Raw genomic sequence first — 15,382 nt, forward strand, 5'->3', positions numbered from 1 at the left:
GGCTCCTCCTTACCGGAGAAGCCCTTCCTTCTTACGGTCGCTGGAACCGCGATCAAGCCGCCAGCTTGCGCAGCACATATTGGAGGATGCCGCCGTTCAGGAAATAGTCCAGCTCGTTGACGGTATCGATGCGGCAGAGCGCCACGAAGCTGAAGGTCGAACCGTCGGCGCGGGTGACGTTCACCGTCACGTCCTGCCGGGGCTTCAGGTCAGCGACGCCCTCGATCGTGAAGCTGTCGTCGCCCTTCAAACCCAACGTCTCGCGGGTCTCGCCATTCTTGAACTGGAGCGGGAGGACGCCCATGCCGACCAGGTTGGAGCGGTGGATACGCTCGAAGCTCTCGACGATGACTGCGCGGACGCCGAGCAGGTTGGTGCCCTTCGCCGCCCAGTCGCGCGAGGAGCCGGTGCCATATTCCTTGCCGCCGATCACGACCAGCGGCGTGCCGTCCGCCTTGTGCGCCATCGCCGCGTCGTAGATCGGCAGAATCTCGCCCTTGTAAAGCGTCAGGCCGCCCTCGACGCCGTCCAGCATCTGGTTCTTGATGCGGATATTGGCGAAGGTGCCGCGCATCATCACTTCATGATGGCCGCGGCGCGCGCCGTAGCTGTTGAAGTCGGCCTTGCTGACCTGATGCTCCATCAGCCACTTGCCCGCCGGGCTGTCCGCCTTGATCGAACCGGCCGGCGAAATATGGTCGGTGGTGATCGAGTCGCCGAAGATCGCGAGCGGCTTGGCGGCGATAATGTCGGTGACGGGCGCGGGCGTCATGCTCAGCCCCTCGAAATAGGGCGGATTGGCGACATAGGTCGAACCGGCGCGCCAGGTGTAGGTGTCCGAACCCGTCACCTCGATGGCCTGCCAGTGAGCGTCGCCCTTGTAGACATTGGCGTAGCGCGCCTGGAACATGCCCCGGTCCATGCAGCCCGCCATGGTCGTGGCGACCTCGTCATTGGTGGGCCAGATGTCCTTGAGGTAAACGGCTTCCCCTTCCTTGCTGGTGCCGATCGGGGTGGTGATGAAATCCTCGATCACCGTGCCCTTCAGCGCATAGGCGACAACCAGCGGCGGCGAGGCGAGGAAGTTGGCGCGCACGTCGGGCGACACGCGGCCCTCGAAATTGCGGTTGCCCGAGATCACGGCGGCGGCGACCAGACCGTTGTCGTTGATCGCCTTGCTGATCGGTTCGGCGAGCGGACCCGAATTGCCGATGCAGGTGGTGCAGCCATAGCCGACCAGGTTGAAGCCGATCGCGTCCAGATGCGTCTGAAGGCCGGCCTTTTCGAGATAGTCGGTGACGACCTGGCTGCCCGGCGCAAGGCTGGTCTTGACCCATGGCTTGGGCTTGAGGCCCAGCTCGTTCGCCTTCTTGGCGACGAGGCCCGCGGCGACGAGAACGCCGGGGTTCGACGTGTTGGTGCAGCTGGTGATCGCGGCGATGGTCACGTCGCCGTCGCCGATGTCGAAATCCTTGCCCTCTACGGGCACGCGCTGCTGCGCTTTCTTGTAGGTTTTTTCCATGTCGGCGTTGAACACATCGTCAACCTCCGGCAGCGAGACGCGGTCCTGCGGGCGCTTGGGGCCGGCGAGGCTGGGGACGACGGTCGACAGGTCCAACCCCAGCGTGTCGGTAAAGACCGGCTCGATCGACGGGTCGATCCAGAAGCCCTGTTCCTTGGCATAGGCTTCGACTAGCGCGATATTCTCCTCGGTGCGGCCGGTCAGGCGCATGTAATCGAGCGTCTTGTCGTCGATGCCGAAGAAGCCGCAGGTCGCGCCATATTCGGGCGCCATGTTGGCGAGGGTTGCGCGGTCCGCCAGCGACAGGCTGGCGAGGCCGGGGCCGAAATATTCGACGAACCGGCCGACGACGCCACGCGCGCGCAGCATCTGAGTGCAGGTGAGGACGAGGTCGGTGGCGGTGACGCCTTCCTTGAGTTCCCCGGTGAAGCGAAAACCGACGACTTCGGGGATCAACATGGACACGGGCTGGCCGAGCATGGCCGCCTCAGCCTCGATCCCGCCGACGCCCCAGCCAAGGACGCCGAGGCCGTTAATCATCGTGGTGTGGCTGTCGGTGCCGACGCAGGTGTCGGGATAGGCGACCAGCGCGCCGCTGGCGTCTTCGCTCGACCAGACGGCCTGGGCGATATTTTCCAGATTGACCTGATGGCAGATGCCGGTGCCGGGCGGGACAGCGTAGAAATTGGCGAGGCTCTTGCTGCCCCATTTCAGAAAGTCGTAGCGCTCCATGTTGCGCTGATATTCGATCTCGACATTCTGCTCGAAGGCCTTGGGATGGCCGAATTCATCGACCATGACCGAATGGTCGATAACGAGGTGGACGGGAACCTGCGGGTTGATCTTGCTGGCGTCGGCGCCCAGCGCGTTCATCGCGTCGCGCATGGCGGCAAGGTCGACCACGCAGGGAACGCCGGTGAAGTCCTGGAGCAGCACGCGGGCGGGACGATACTGGATTTCCCGCTCCGACTTGCCCTTGTCCTTCGCCCAGTCGACGATCGCCTGGATGTCGTCGGTGGTGACGGTCACGCCATCCTCGAAGCGGAGCAGGTTTTCGAGCAGCACCTTCATCGAGAAAGGCAGGCGGGACACGTCGCCGAGCTTCGCGGCGGCCTTGTTCAGCGAATAATAAGCGATGTCCTTGCCGCCGACATTCAGCGTGTCGCGCGTGCCCAGAGTGTCCTGTCCGATGGCGGTCATAAGATGTGCGTCTCCTCGCATGGCCCGGCCAGCGGATGACGCATTTCCACCAGAAGCTCGCCGATCAGGGCAAGGTGGCGGGCAAGCGCCCCAACCGTTGGTCGAAGCAGGTATGTCCCGATGCTGCGGTGCCATACAGATTGGAGGCCCCGAGTCAAATGGACAAAGCGCCAAGCGACCCCGCCTCATCCGCCCATTTTTCTACGGTAGCGCTACCACGTGGGAAACAAATCGCGATTGCGTCGTTGCCCTCTCCGAACGAGGGGAATCCTGCCATGCCGCGATCCTTTACGGCTGCCGTCGCCGAAACTCAGCCCTTTGCGGTCGCCTATCGGCCCGGTCGCGGAACCCCCTGCCCCGCGTGCGGCGAACGGCAATGGCTGGTGGGCCGGATCATGGCCGAATGCGCGTTTTGCGAGACCGCCCTGCCGCTCGACTTGGGTTATCGGGGCTGGCTCGGGCTGCGGTCGCCGACCGCCGCCTGACTAGCCCGTTCGGCCGCGATCCAGCCATCGATCTGGCTTTCCAGCACCGTCAGCGGCACAGCGCCTTGCACCAGCACGGCGTCATGGAAGCGCCGCAGGTCGAATTTGGGACCAAGCGCCGCTTCCGCCTTTGCCCGCAATTCCCTGATCCTGATCTCGCCCAGCTTGTAGCCGAGCGCCTGGCCCGGCCAGCTGATATAACGGTTGACCTCCGCGTCGATATTGGCGTCGGTGAGCGCGCTATTCGCGCGCATGAAAGCGACCGCCCGCGCCTTGTCCCAGCCCTTGGCGTGGATGCCGGTGTCGACGACCAGCCGGCAAGCGCGCCACATCTCGTAGGACAGCCGCCCCATCATCTTTTCGGGCGTGTCGTAAAGGCCCATCTCCTCGCCGAGATACTCGGTATAGAGCGCCCAGCCCTCGACATAAGCGGTGAAACCCGCGAGATATTTGCGGAAGGGCGGCAGCGGCAATTCCTGCTGGAGCGCGATCTGATTGTGGTGGCCGGGCACGGCTTCATGCGCCGTCAGCGCAGGCAGTTCCCAGAAGGGCCGCTGGTCGAGCTTGGACGTGTTGACCCAATAGGTGCCGGATATGCCGCTCTCCGGCGCGCCGGGGCCGTAATAGGCGGTGGTCGTTCCTTCCGCCTCCGCCGCCGGGATCGCTTTCAGACCATAGGGCAGGCGCGGCAACGTGCCGAAATAGCGGGGCAGCAGGCCGTCGATCGCCTTCGCCTGCCGCGCCGCGACGCGGAGCAGTTCCTCGGGCGTTTTGGCATAGTAGGACGGGTCGGTGCGCAGATGCTGGATATAGGCGGCACGGCTCGGATAGCCGGCTTTGGCTGCAATTTCGTCCATGCGCTTGCCGATGCGGGCGACCTCCGCAAGGCCGATTTGATGGATCTGGTCGGGCGTAAGGTCGGTCGTGGTGTGCGCTTTCACCCGCGCCGCATACCAGGCCGCCCCGCCCGGCAGGGTGGAGGCGCTGTCGCTCTTGCGGCACCGGGGGAGATAGTCGCTGACGAACAGCTCATGCCATTTGCGATACTCGGGCGCCAGTACGTCGCGGATGATCGTGACGGCGCGCGCCTGCATCGCCGCCCAGTCGGCGTCACTGATGTCACGGGGCTTCGCGCGCGTGAACGGCTCGTAGAAGCGCGTCTCTTCCGGCTTGCCCGCGACGATGCCGATGATGCTCGGCGCGTAGTTTTGCAGCACCGAACAGGGCTGGGTGTAGCCCCCGTTGATCGCGTGCCGGGTGATCGCAAGCGCATCGCCATTCATCTGCGGATAGAGGGCAAGACGTTTGAGATAACTCTCATAATCGGCGCGATTGTAGAAGGGCAGGCCGTCCGCTATGCCCGAAAAGCCCTGATGCCAGCCATAATAGCTGGTGAAGAGCATCAGCCGCTCAGCCTGATGGCGGTCGCCGTCAATATCGTCGCGCAACATCCACAGCAGCACGTCGCGATTGACCCGGTCGGCAGGATCGAGACTGCCCGGCACAAGCGCTTCCAGCCGGGCGGCGAAGACCTTCTCCGCCTTCACCTGCGCGTCGCGAGCGGCGAGCGACATGTCGGCGATCCGGTCATCATAGGCGCGCACGCCGCGCGCGGTCGCTTCGACGGGGTGGGTGGACAGATGCCAGGCCCAATGATCGTCCATGATCCTGGCGAGTTGGTCATGGGGCGTCTGCGCCAGCGCGGGCAGGGCGGCGGCAGCGAGGAAGAGAGACAATATCTTGCGCATGGGCGCAATGGTTCGCCTGTTGGGCGGCCCTTGGCAAGAGGGTCAGGCGGGCGCGACCCCGTCCGCCTCGACGATACCGTCGCCGGCATAGAAGCCGCGCACCCGCACCCGCTTCTCGACATGATCGACCGGCACGCGCAGGAGGACGAGGCGGTAGCTGCCGCCCAGATCGCGCTGGAGCAGGAAGCCCGCCGCGTCGCGCAGCAGCCTTCCCGTTTCGTCAACGCCCGCGCCGATCTCCATGGGCGTCAGTCTATCGCGTCCTTGATCCCCTTGCCAGCCATGATGCCCAGGATGAGGAACAGCACGAACACGGCAAGCGCGATGAAGAACAATATCTTGGCGATGCCGACGAACGCGCCGGCCGCGCCGCCGAAGCCGAGCAGCGCCAGCACGGCGGCGATGACGAGGGAAATAATCGCGAGCTTAATCATGGAACGGGCCTTTTGAACGGAGGATGATGACTCCAACCGTCCCCTGCCCCGCTTGTTCCTCAGACCCAGCCTTCGAGCACCTGATTAGGGGGGCGATGCCCATCGACCCAGGTGCGGATATTGGCAATGACCCGCGCGCCGGTGGCGTCCCGCCCCTCGAACGTCGCCGATCCCATATGGGGCAGCAGCACGACATTGGAGAGCGCCATCAGGCGCGGATCGACCGCCGGCTCATGGGCATAGACGTCCAGGCCCGCGCCGGCGATCCGCCCTTCCTCCAGCGCCGCGATCAGCGCCGGCTCGTCGGTGATCTCCGCCCGCGAGGTATTGATGAGATAGGCGTCGGGCCGCATCAGCGCGATGCGCCGCGCGTCGATCAGGCTGCGGCTGTCGGCGTTGAGCGGACAGTGAATCGACACGATGTCGCTCGCCGCCAGCAGCGTATCGACATCCTCCTGCCACTGCGCCTCATGTTCCTGCTCCACCTCGAAGGGCAGTCGATGGCGGTTATTATAGGCGACCGACAGGCCGAAGGCGCGGGCGCGGCGGGCGACAGCGCGGCCGATGCGCCCCATGCCGATGATCCCCAGCTTCTTGCCGCCGATGCGATGGCCCAGCATCCCCGACGGGCTCCAGCCGCGCCATTCGCCGCTGCGCACCAGCTTCTCGCCCTCGGCCAGGCGGCGCGGCACCGACAGGATCAGCGCCATCGTCATGTCGGCCGTGTCCTCGGTCAGGACGCCGGGCGTGTTGGTGACGATGATCCCCTTTTTCCGCGCCGCGACCAGATCGATATGGTCGACCCCGCTGCCAAAGCTGGCGATCAGTTGCAGGCGGTCGGGCGCGCCGGCGATCAGCGCGGCGTCGATCGTGTCGCCAATGGTGGGCACCAGAACGTCGCACTGCGCCATGGCGCGCGCCAGTTCCGCGCGGCTCATCGCCACGTCGCCGACATTGAAGCTGGCGTCGAACAGGTCCGCCATGCGCGCCTCCACATTGGGCGGCAGGCGGCGCGTGACGATCACGCGCGGCTTGGCGGGGCGCGGTTGCCTCTTGCGCGGTTCCTGGACCATGAGAAGGCCGCTATTCCGGGGCGTCCTGCCGGTCAAGCGGATTAGGCGGACGGCGATATGAAAGATTGTGGCGACGGCGCGGGACGCGCTATGGGGCGCTATGACTGACAGAGTCCAATGCTTCGGGATCAAGCACATGGCGGGGTGGGCTTTGGCGGCAGCCAGCCTTTTCGCCAACCCGGCGGCTGCCGCGCCGGGCAAGCCGGTGCCTTATTGGGCGTCGCTCTCGCAGGACGAAGCGCGGATGCGGGTCGGGCCGAGCCTCGATTATCCCTCGAGCTGGGTCTATCGCCGCCGCGACCTGCCGGTGAAGGTGGTGCAGGTGCTCGGCCTCTGGCGCAAGGTTGAGGATCCCGACGGAGCGCAGGGCTGGATGCACGTCCGGCTGCTGAGCGACACGCCCACCGCCATCGTTCGCGCACCCGAAGCGCCGATGCACGAAGCGCCCAGCGACGGATCGCGCGCGCTGTTCCGCGCCGAACGCGGGGTCGTGGGACGATTGAGCGATTGTTCGGACGGCTGGTGCGCCTTCGATGTGAAGGGCCAGCGCGGCTATGTGAAGGCCGCCGACATCTGGGGGGCGACCGCGCCCTAAACTCGACAGGGCCATGCGGTTGCGCCAAAGGGCCGGGCATGTTCGCTGCGCTCGCCTCCATCCTGTTCGTGCTCATCTGGTCCACCGGCTTCATCATCGCGCGGGCGGTGGCGCCGCATGGCGCGCCGGAACTGATCCTGGCGATCCGGCTGTCGCTCGTCGCGCTGCTGCTGGCGGCGGCGAGCCTCTACGCCGGGCAGGCATGGCCGCGCGGGCGGCGGCTGGCGCTGCATCTGGCCGCCGGCGCGATGCTCCACGGCCTCTATCTGACGCTCAGCTGGTGGGCGATCCACAGCGGAATGCCGGCCGGGATCATGGCGCTGATGGGATCGCTCCAGCCGCTCGGCGTGGCGGTGGCGAGCGTCCCCCTGTTGGGCGAACGGCTGCCGGCGCGGAGCTGGGCCGGCCTCGCCATCGCGATCATCGGCGTCGCGTGCGTGCTGGAACCGGCCATCGCGCGCGGCGGCGCTGGCGGCGCGACATTGTGGCCGGCGGTGGCCGGCGTGATCGCGATCGTCGCGATGACCGGCGGCACGCTGATCCAGCGCGGGCAGATCAGCGGCGACCCGATCCTCGTGTCGGGCGCGGCGCAGAATATGGGCGGCGCGCTGGTCGCGATCGCCGCGACGCTGATCGTCGGCGACTATCGCTGGGACGGCGCGCCGATGCTGTGGATCGGGCTCGGCTGGTCGGTGCTGGGGCTGTCGGCGGCGGGCCTGAGCCTACTCATCTGGCTGGTGCGGCATCAGGGGCCGACGCGCATGTCTATGCTGCTGCTGCTCGTGCCGCCGCTGGCCGCGACCGAAGCCTGGCTGCTGTTCGGCGAGCGGCTGGGGCCGGTGCAGCTTGTCGGCTTTGCGCTGGCGCTGGTCGGGGTACTGCTCGGCCGGTCGCAGGGCCGGCGCGCCGACGTCGCGGAACCCGCCTGACGTCAGCCCTCGCGCAGCCGCTCATGATGGCGGATCACCTCGTCGATGATGAAGCGCAGGAATTTCTCGGTGAAATCCGGATCGAGCTTGGCGTCGGCGGCGAGCTGGCGCAGGCGCGCGACCTGACGCTCCTCACGCCCCGGATCGGCCGGGGGCAGCGCATGGCTCGCCTTATATTCGCCGACCGCCTGGGTGATCTTGAACCGCTCGGCCAGCATGAAGACCAGCGCCGCGTCGATATTGTCGATGCTTTCGCGATAGCGCTGCAAAGTGTCGGTCACAGACCTGCCCCCTCGATTGAACGCCGGCTTTTTGCGTCATCTTGGCCCGCGCGCAAGCCATTACCGCTTGCCTTCCGCATTTTGCGCCGCCACATGGACCGGGTCATGACAGCATCCGTTCCCGGAAACGTCCACCCGATCGGCCGCGCCAGCGCGGCACCGTCGCTCGCCCCCATCATGAACCTGGTCGCAGACGGCATGAACCAGGTGAATGCCGTGATCCTGGACCGGATGCAGTCGCGCATCCCGCTGATCCCCGAACTTGCCGGGCATCTGATCGCGGGAGGCGGCAAGCGGCTGCGGCCGATGCTGACGCTCGCCTGCGCGGACCTCGTCGGCTATGCCGGCACGCGCCATTACAAGCTCGCCGCGGCGGTCGAGTTCATCCATACCGCGACCCTGCTGCACGATGATGTGGTCGATGGATCGGGGATGCGCCGGGGCCGCAAGACCGCCAACATCATCTGGGGCAATAGCGCCAGCGTGCTGGTCGGCGACTTTCTCTTCTCCCGCTCGTTCGAGCTGATGGTCGAGGCGGAGTCGCTGAAAGTGCTCAAAATCCTCTCCGGCGCGTCGGCCGTGATTGCCGAGGGCGAAGTCAACCAGCTGACCGCCCAGCGCAAGATCGACACGAGCGAAGAGCAATATCTCGACATCATCGGGGCCAAGACCGCCGCGCTGTTCGCCGCCGCCTGCCGCATTTCCGCCGTGGTCGCCGATCGCAGCGAGGCGGAGGAGCAGGCGCTCGACGTCTATGGCCGCAATCTGGGCATCGCCTTCCAGCTGATCGACGACGCGATCGACTATGAGTCGGACGAGGCGACCATGGGGAAGGACGCCGGCGACGATTTTCGCGACGGCAAGGTAACGCTGCCCGTCATCCTCGCCTATGCGCGCGGGTCGGAGGAGGATCGCGCCTTCTGGAAGGCCGCCATCGCCGGCCACCGCATCGGCGACGCGGACCTCGCCCATGCGACCCAGCTGCTGCGCCGGACCGGCGCGATCGCCGACACGCTGGCGCGCGCCCGCCATTACGGCCAGCGCGCGATCGACGCGCTTGGGATGTTCGATGCCGGCAAGGCCAAGGCGGCCCTTACCGAAGCGGTGGAGTTCGCGATAGCGCGGGCTTATTGAGGGCGCAGGCGGGTTCGTTGTTCAACTTGTCATCCGTTCGCCCTGAGCGAAGTCGAAGGGCTTGTCTGAGCGAAGCGAAGTCACTTCGCCTCGCTCAGTGAGGGGCTTCGACTTCGCTCAGCCTGAACGGAGAAACGTAATTGATCCTCTCCCCGGAAACCATCGCCTTCCTGTCCGCCGCCGCGATGATGGCCGCGTGCATCGATGCGATGGCGGGCGGCGGCGGACTCATCACCCTGCCCGCGCTGCTGGCGGCCGGCATTTCTCCGGTGCAGGCGGTGGCGACCAACAAGCTGCAAAGCTGTTTCGGCACCTTCGGCGCGTGCGTCGCCTATGCGCGCAAGGGGCATATGGACCTGGCCACCTATAAATGGCCGGTGATGGCGGCGTTCGCCGGATCGGTCGGCGGCGCATGGCTGCTCCAGCGGGTCGATCCCTCGATCCTCGCCGGCCTCATGCCCGCGCTGCTGATCGCCATGGCCGCCTATTTCACCTTCTCGCCAAAGCTAGGCGACGCGGACCGGCACGCGCGCGTGGGCATGAGCGGGCTGGCGGGCCTCATCGGCATCGTCGGTTTTTATGACGGCTTTTTCGGGCCAGGCGCGGGCGCTTTCTACACCACCATCTTCCTCGTGCTCGGCGGTCTTTCGATCCTGCGGGCAACCGCGCAGACCAAGGCGGCGAACTTCGCCAGCAACCTCGCCGGGCTGCTGACAATGCTCGCCGGCGGGCATGTGATCTGGATCGCGGGCCTCGCCATGGCGGCGGGCAGCATCGTGGGCGGGCAGATCGGATCGCACCTCGCCATGCGCTTCGGGTCGCGGCTCATCAAGCCACTCCTGATCCTCATGTCGCTGGCGCTGACCGCCAAGATGCTGCTGGACCCGAAGAACCCGATCCACCTCTATCTGTTCGGCTGACTATTCCGCCTTCAGCAGCGTCGCCACGCGCCGCCGCAATTCGTCCACCGCGAAGGGCTTGGTCAGCACCTCCATGCCCGGTTCGATATGGCCGTGGTTCAGCACCGCATTTTCGGCATAGCCGGTCACGAACAATATCTTGAGCCCCGGCCGCAGCGCCCGCGCCGCATCCGCCACCTGCCGCCCGTTGAGCCCGCCGGGCAGCCCAACATCGGTGACGAGCAGGTCGATCCGCGCCTTCGATTCGAGGATGCGGAGCCCCGACGGGCCATCGCCCGCCTCCAGGCAATGATAGCCCTGATCGCCCAGCGCATCGGCCACCAGCATCCGCACCGATGGCTCGTCGTCGATCACCAGCACCGTCTCCCCCGCGTCGATCGGGATCGGCACGTCGCCGACGATGATCGTCTCTTCCTCCTCCTCGCCGCGATGGCGGGGCAGGTAGATGCACACCATCGTGCCCTGTCCGACTTCGGAATAGATGCGGACATGGCCGTTGCTCTGCCGGGCGAAGCCATAGACCATGGAGAGGCCAAGGCCCGTGCCCTCGCCGATCGGCTTGGTCGTGAAAAAGGGGTCGAACACCCGGTCGAGGATCGCCTTGTCGATGCCGGTGCCGGTGTCGCTGGTGCAGACGGTCACATATTGGCCGGGCGTCAGCCCATGTTCGCGCGCGGTACGATCGTCCAGCCAGCGGTTCGCCGTTTCGATCGTGATCGTGCCGCCATGGGGCATCGCGTCGCGCGCGTTGATGCAGAGGTTGAGCAGCGCGTTTTCCAGCTGGTTGGCGTCCACCAGCGCAGGCCAGAGGCCGCTCGCCGCGATCGTCTGCACGTCGATCTGCGGGCCGACCGTGCGCCGCACCAGTTCGGACAGGTCGCCCAGCAGCCGGTTGATGACGATCGGCTTGGGCGACAGCGTCTGGCGGCGCGAAAAGGCGAGCAGCCGGTGGGTGAGCGCCGCCGCCCGCCGGGTCGCGCCCTGCCCCGCCGCCAGATATTTCTCGACCTCCGCCGTCCGGCCCTGCGCCAGCCGCACCCCGATCATCTCGAACGCGCCCGAAATGCCGGCAAGCAGATTGTTGAAGTCGTGCGCGAGACCGCCGGTCAGCTGCCCCACCGCCTCCATCTTCTGCGCCTGCCGCAGCGTGCTTTCCACTTCCTCCCGCTCGGCCAGCGCTTCGGCGATGCGCGCTTCGAGCGTCTGGTTGATTTCCTGCTGCGCGCGCTCGGCAAGGACACGGTCGGTAATGTCCTTGAACAGCACCGCGACCTGGCGGTTCTCGAAGGGACCGACGCGGAAACTATGGACTTCGAGATGATGGCCGGTCGCCACCAGTTCGCGCTCGAAGCGGATCGGCTTGCCGGTCCGCAGCACCTCGCCATATAGTTCGGCCCAGCCATCGGCTTCGTCGGGAACCATGTCGCGCAGCTTCTGCCCTACGACATTGGGGATGCCGGCGTGCCGTTCATAGGCGGCGTTCGCCTCGATATGGATATAGTCGCTTAAGGGGCCGTGCGGACCATCGAGAAACTCGATGATGCAAAAGCCCTCGTCCATCGTCTCGAACAGGGCGCGATAGCGCTCCGCATCCCCTGGCAGGCTTGCCATTTTTCTTGTCGCCCCTTCGTCGCGGCGCGCCCTGCCGCTTGTTTTGACAAACATGGATCAGTCGTTTGTGCGCGCGAAACGTCCAGCCGCGCAACTGTTTCCATGAGGATCGGCAAAATCGCGCCGCCTTGCGCTTCGGCGCGCGCCGGGCGAGAGGGGGGCATGACCGACCTGCCCATTCATGCCGTGCTGCCCGACCTGCTCGCCGCCTTGCGGGCGGGGAGCAACGCCGTGCTGGTGGCGCCGCCGGGGGCGGGCAAGACCACGGCGGTTGCACCCGCTTTGCTGGATGAGCCCTGGTGCGATGGGCAGGTGCTGATGCTTTCGCCGCGCCGGTTGGCGGCACGCGCAGCGGCGGAGCGGATCGCCGAACTGATGGGCGAGCAGCCGGGCGGCACGGTCGGCTATGCGACGCGGATGGATAGCAGGGCGAGCGCCAAGACCCGCCTGCTGGTGCTGACCGAGGGCATTTTCGTGCGGCGGATACAGGATGACCCGGAACTGTCCGGCGTGTCCGCCGTGCTGTTCGACGAAGTGCATGAGCGCAGCCTCGACAGCGATTTCGGGCTGGCGCTGGTGCTGGATGCGCAAGCTGGGTTGCGGCCCGATCTGCGGATCGTGCCGATGTCGGCGACACTGGATGGCGCGCGCTTCGCTGCGTTGTTGGATGCTGCGCCGGTGATCGAGAGCGAGGGCCGCATCCAGCCGCTTGAATTGCGCCATATCGGCCGCGCAGCCGAGAAGCGGGTCGAGGACGAGATGGCGGCGGCAATCCGTCGGGCGCTCGCCGAAGAGGCGGAAGGCGATCTGCTCGCCTTCCTGCCCGGCGTCGCGGAGATCGAGCGAACGGCCGAGCGAATCGAAGGCGTGGCGGAAGTCCATAAGCTCCACGGTTCGCTGGACCCGGCGGCGCAGCGCGCGGCGATCCGCCCGTCACGCGAGGGGGCGCGCAAGGTGATCCTCGCCACCTCGATCGCGGAAACCAGCCTCACCATCGACGGCGTTCGGATCGTGGTGGATAGCGGCCTCGCGCGGCGGCCCCGCTACGATCGGCCGGCGGGCGTTACCCGGCTGGTGACCGAACGCGCCAGCCAGGCGGCGGCGACCCAGCGCGCCGGCCGTGCCGCGCGGCAGCGGCCCGGCGTCGCCTATCGCTTGTGGGAGGCAGCCGCGACGGCGGGGATGCCGCCGTTCGACCCGCCGGAAATATTGGAAAGCGATCTTTCCAGCCTGCTGCTCGATTGCGCGCTCTGGGGCGTCAGCGACCCCACGACCCTGCGCTGGCTGGATCCGCCGCCCGCCGCCGCGGTGGAGGAAGCGCGGCGACGGCTGATGCGGCTGGACGCGCTGGACGCGGACGGGCGCATCACTGCGCATGGGAAGGTGCTGGCGACGCTGCCGCTCTCCCCGCGCCTCGCCCATATGCTGGTGCGCGCGGGCGAAATGGGACTGGCGGACATTGCGGCGGAGGTCGCCGTGCTGCTCGGCGAGCGCGGCATCGGCGGGCAGGACATCGATCTCACCCTCCGCCGCCAGCGCTGGCGGCGCGAGAGCGGCAAGCGCGCGGATGCGGCGCGCGCGATGGCGAAGCGGTGGGCCGGCCTGGTCCCCCCTCCCGCAAGCGGGAGGGGGTTAGGGGGTGGGCAAACGCGCAACCTAAGCGCAAACCCACCCCCTCGATCGGAGTCACGGACCTCCGATCGACCCCTCCCGCTTGCGGGAGGGGGAGAAGGCCGCTGCCTCGCCCTCGCCTTCCCCGATCGTGTCGCCAAGCGCCGTTCCGCCGATGGCGCGGACTGGGCGAGCGTGGGCGGGCGCGGCTTCCGCCTCGATCCCTTGTCGCCGCTCGCGCGCGAGGAGTGGCTGGCGGTGGGCGAGGTTCAGGGCAGCGCGGCGGGTGCGCGTATCCTGTCGGCCGCCCCGCTCAGCGAGTCGGACGTAATCGCTCTCTACGGCGACCAGATCGCCGAGCACCGCACCGTCCGCTTCCGCTCGGCCAATGGCGGGATCGAAGCCCTGCGCGAGCGTCGGCTGGGCGCGGTGCGGCTGTCGAGCGGATCGGACGACCGGCCCGATCCGCAGGCGGTGGTCGCCGCGCTGCTGGACGGCGTGCGGCAGGGGGGCCTTGCCCTGCTACCCTGGTCGGATGCGGCGCAATCGCTGCGGATGCGCGCGGGCTTCGCCGGCGTGGAAGCGCTGTCGGACGACGCGCTGCTCACTACGCTCGACGACTGGCTGCCACCTCTGCTGGCGGGAAAACGCCGCCTGTCCGACATCGACCGATCGCAGCTTTCAGGCGTGTTGGAAGGACTGATCGGCTGGGAGGGCAAGCAACAGCTCGATCGCCTCGCTCCGCCAGACTTCCGCTCCCCCGCCGGCAGCACCCACGCGATCGACTATGCCGCCGAGGGCGGTCCGCGCGTCGAGTTGCGAGTGCAGGCGCTGTTCGGTCTCGCCGAGCATCCGACCGTTGGGAGCGAGCACTTGCCCCTTGTCCTCTCGCTCACCTCGCCAGCCGGCCGGCCGATCCAGACGACGCGCGACCTGCCCGGCTTCTGGGCGGGCAACTGGCGCGATGTCGCCAAGGAAAAGCGCGGCCGCTACCCGCGCCATCCCTGGCCCGACGATCCCGCTTCCGCCAGCGCGACGCTGCGAACGAAGAGAGCCGATGCGCGGGCCAAGCCTTGACTTGAACGAGCCGGCTGGTGCAACGCAGCGATAGTTTCACGGAGTTCCTTGCGATGACCGCGCGCATCTACCAGATCCAGAAAAACGCCATGCAATCGGGCAAGGCCCGGACCGACAAATGGATGCTGGACTTCGCGCAGACCGAACCGCGCAAGCCCGATCCGCTCACCGGCTGGACCGGCTCGGGCGACACGCAGAGCCAGGTGAAGCTGACCTTCCCGTCGAAGGAGGCCGCGATCGCCTATGCGGATAAATACGGCATCGCCTATGACGTCATTCCGACCCCGCCCAAGACGCTGAAAATTCAGGCCTACGCCGACAATTTCCGCTGAACGCACGCGCCGCGCCGCATATTCGGGCGCGATGCTGCCCGATTGCCGCCTTATTCGCTTGCCAAAGGGCGGGTCGAGGCGGCAAAAGCCGCGTTTTGACGGAAAGATTTTGACGATAATGACCGATCGCAGCGCCATTTTCGAGAGCGTCGCCGCCCAGATCGAACCCTTCAACAAGAAGAGCGTCGCCTTGACCGAAGCCACGACCTTCGCCGGCGATCTGGAGTGGGATAGCCTGACCGTCATGGATTTCGTCGCCGCGATCGAGGATGAGTTCGACATCATCATCACCATGAACATGCAGGCCGAGATCGAGACCGTGGGCCAGCTGGTCGACGCGGTGGCGAAGCTCAAGGCCGCCTGAGTTGAGATTTCCCGTTCGCCCTGAGCGAAGTCGAAGGGCGTTGCTGAGCGAAGGCGAAGCATGAGC

15 protein-coding genes are annotated in these 15,382 nt (G+C 66.8%); 8 read left to right on the forward strand and 7 right to left on the reverse strand.

Features of this window, described 5'->3' with window-relative positions; all coding sequences use genetic code 11:
* Positions 1 to 52 precede the first annotated feature (52 nt).
* The gene (gene acnA, locus V2B31_RS12105) at positions 53 to 2,722 is read right to left on the reverse strand and encodes an aconitate hydratase AcnA (RefSeq protein WP_328278796.1); all 2,670 of its coding nucleotides are present in this window, start codon (positions 2,720 to 2,722) and stop codon (positions 53 to 55) included.
* Positions 2,723 to 2,997: 275 nt separating this feature from the next.
* Here acnA and V2B31_RS12110 point away from each other — a divergent pair, with 275 nt between their 5' ends.
* Entirely contained in the window at positions 2,998 to 3,207 is a 210-nt protein-coding gene (locus V2B31_RS12110; RefSeq protein WP_328278800.1) for a hypothetical protein, read from the forward strand.
* Here the strand turns inward: V2B31_RS12110 and V2B31_RS12115 are convergent.
* Genes V2B31_RS12115 through V2B31_RS12130 form a run of 4 tightly spaced genes read right to left on the reverse strand, consistent with a single transcriptional unit; the run spans position 3,165 to position 6,462 of the window.
* Complete coding sequence (locus V2B31_RS12115) at positions 3,165 to 4,955, reverse strand: DUF885 domain-containing protein (RefSeq protein ID WP_328278803.1); 1,791 nt, start codon at positions 4,953 to 4,955, stop codon at positions 3,165 to 3,167. The genes V2B31_RS12110 and V2B31_RS12115 overlap by 43 nt on opposite strands.
* A 42-nt stretch (positions 4,956 to 4,997) precedes the next feature.
* Positions 4,998 to 5,198 carry a DUF5818 domain-containing protein gene (locus tag V2B31_RS12120; RefSeq protein WP_328278807.1) on the reverse strand — a complete coding sequence of 67 codons (201 nt, stop codon included), beginning with the start codon at positions 5,196 to 5,198 and terminating at the stop codon, positions 4,998 to 5,000.
* Positions 5,199 to 5,203: 5 nt separating this feature from the next.
* Positions 5,204 to 5,389 (reverse strand): DUF1328 domain-containing protein, encoded by a 186-nt coding sequence (locus V2B31_RS12125; protein WP_328278811.1) that lies wholly within the window; start codon positions 5,387 to 5,389, stop codon positions 5,204 to 5,206.
* A 59-nt stretch (positions 5,390 to 5,448) separates the two neighbouring features.
* Positions 5,449 to 6,462: a 2-hydroxyacid dehydrogenase gene (locus V2B31_RS12130; protein WP_328278813.1), complete on the reverse strand. Its 1,014-nt coding sequence runs from the start codon at positions 6,460 to 6,462 to the stop codon at positions 5,449 to 5,451.
* A gap of 136 nt (positions 6,463 to 6,598) precedes the next feature.
* Between V2B31_RS12130 and V2B31_RS12135 the strand changes: the two genes are divergently transcribed.
* Positions 6,599 to 7,057, forward strand: coding sequence for an SH3 domain-containing protein (locus V2B31_RS12135; RefSeq protein ID WP_328278872.1), 459 nt, complete (start codon positions 6,599 to 6,601; stop codon positions 7,055 to 7,057).
* Positions 7,058 to 7,095: 38 nt separating this feature from the next.
* Positions 7,096 to 7,986 (forward strand): DMT family transporter, encoded by an 891-nt coding sequence (locus V2B31_RS12140; RefSeq protein WP_328278816.1) that lies wholly within the window; start codon positions 7,096 to 7,098, stop codon positions 7,984 to 7,986.
* 2 nt (positions 7,987 to 7,988) lie between these two features.
* Here V2B31_RS12140 and V2B31_RS12145 read toward each other — a convergent pair whose 3' ends face one another.
* On the reverse strand, positions 7,989 to 8,267 hold the full coding sequence (locus V2B31_RS12145; protein WP_328278817.1) for a chorismate mutase: 279 nt from the start codon (positions 8,265 to 8,267) through the stop codon (positions 7,989 to 7,991).
* Positions 8,268 to 8,372: 105 nt separating this feature from the next.
* Here V2B31_RS12145 and V2B31_RS12150 point away from each other — a divergent pair, with 105 nt between their 5' ends.
* Both V2B31_RS12150 and V2B31_RS12155 read left to right on the forward strand, forming a co-directional pair.
* Positions 8,373 to 9,401, forward strand: a complete 1,029-nt coding sequence (locus V2B31_RS12150) for a polyprenyl synthetase family protein (protein ID WP_328278818.1) — start codon at positions 8,373 to 8,375, stop codon at positions 9,399 to 9,401.
* 140 nt (positions 9,402 to 9,541) lie between these two features.
* Positions 9,542 to 10,321 carry a TSUP family transporter gene (locus tag V2B31_RS12155; protein WP_328278820.1) on the forward strand — a complete coding sequence of 260 codons (780 nt, stop codon included), beginning with the start codon at positions 9,542 to 9,544 and terminating at the stop codon, positions 10,319 to 10,321.
* Here V2B31_RS12155 and V2B31_RS12160 read toward each other — a convergent pair whose 3' ends face one another.
* Complete coding sequence (locus V2B31_RS12160; RefSeq protein ID WP_328278824.1) at positions 10,322 to 11,932, reverse strand: ATP-binding protein; 1,611 nt, start codon at positions 11,930 to 11,932, stop codon at positions 10,322 to 10,324.
* Positions 11,933 to 12,094: 162 nt separating this feature from the next.
* Between V2B31_RS12160 and hrpB the strand changes: the two genes are divergently transcribed.
* From hrpB to V2B31_RS12175, 3 genes are all read left to right on the forward strand, one after another.
* On the forward strand, positions 12,095 to 14,620 hold the full coding sequence (gene hrpB / locus V2B31_RS12165; protein ID WP_328278829.1) for an ATP-dependent helicase HrpB: 2,526 nt from the start codon (positions 12,095 to 12,097) through the stop codon (positions 14,618 to 14,620).
* Positions 14,621 to 14,673: 53 nt separating this feature from the next.
* Complete coding sequence (locus V2B31_RS12170; protein WP_328278834.1) at positions 14,674 to 14,952, forward strand: ETC complex I subunit; 279 nt, start codon at positions 14,674 to 14,676, stop codon at positions 14,950 to 14,952.
* Positions 14,953 to 15,070: 118 nt separating this feature from the next.
* On the forward strand, positions 15,071 to 15,316 hold the full coding sequence (locus V2B31_RS12175) for an acyl carrier protein (protein ID WP_328278838.1): 246 nt from the start codon (positions 15,071 to 15,073) through the stop codon (positions 15,314 to 15,316).
* The last annotated feature ends 66 nt before the right edge of the window (positions 15,317 to 15,382 follow it).

Origin of the sequence: Sphingobium sp., from assembly GCF_036170395.1 — a bacterium.
Lineage (GTDB): Bacteria > Pseudomonadota > Alphaproteobacteria > Sphingomonadales > Sphingomonadaceae > Sphingobium.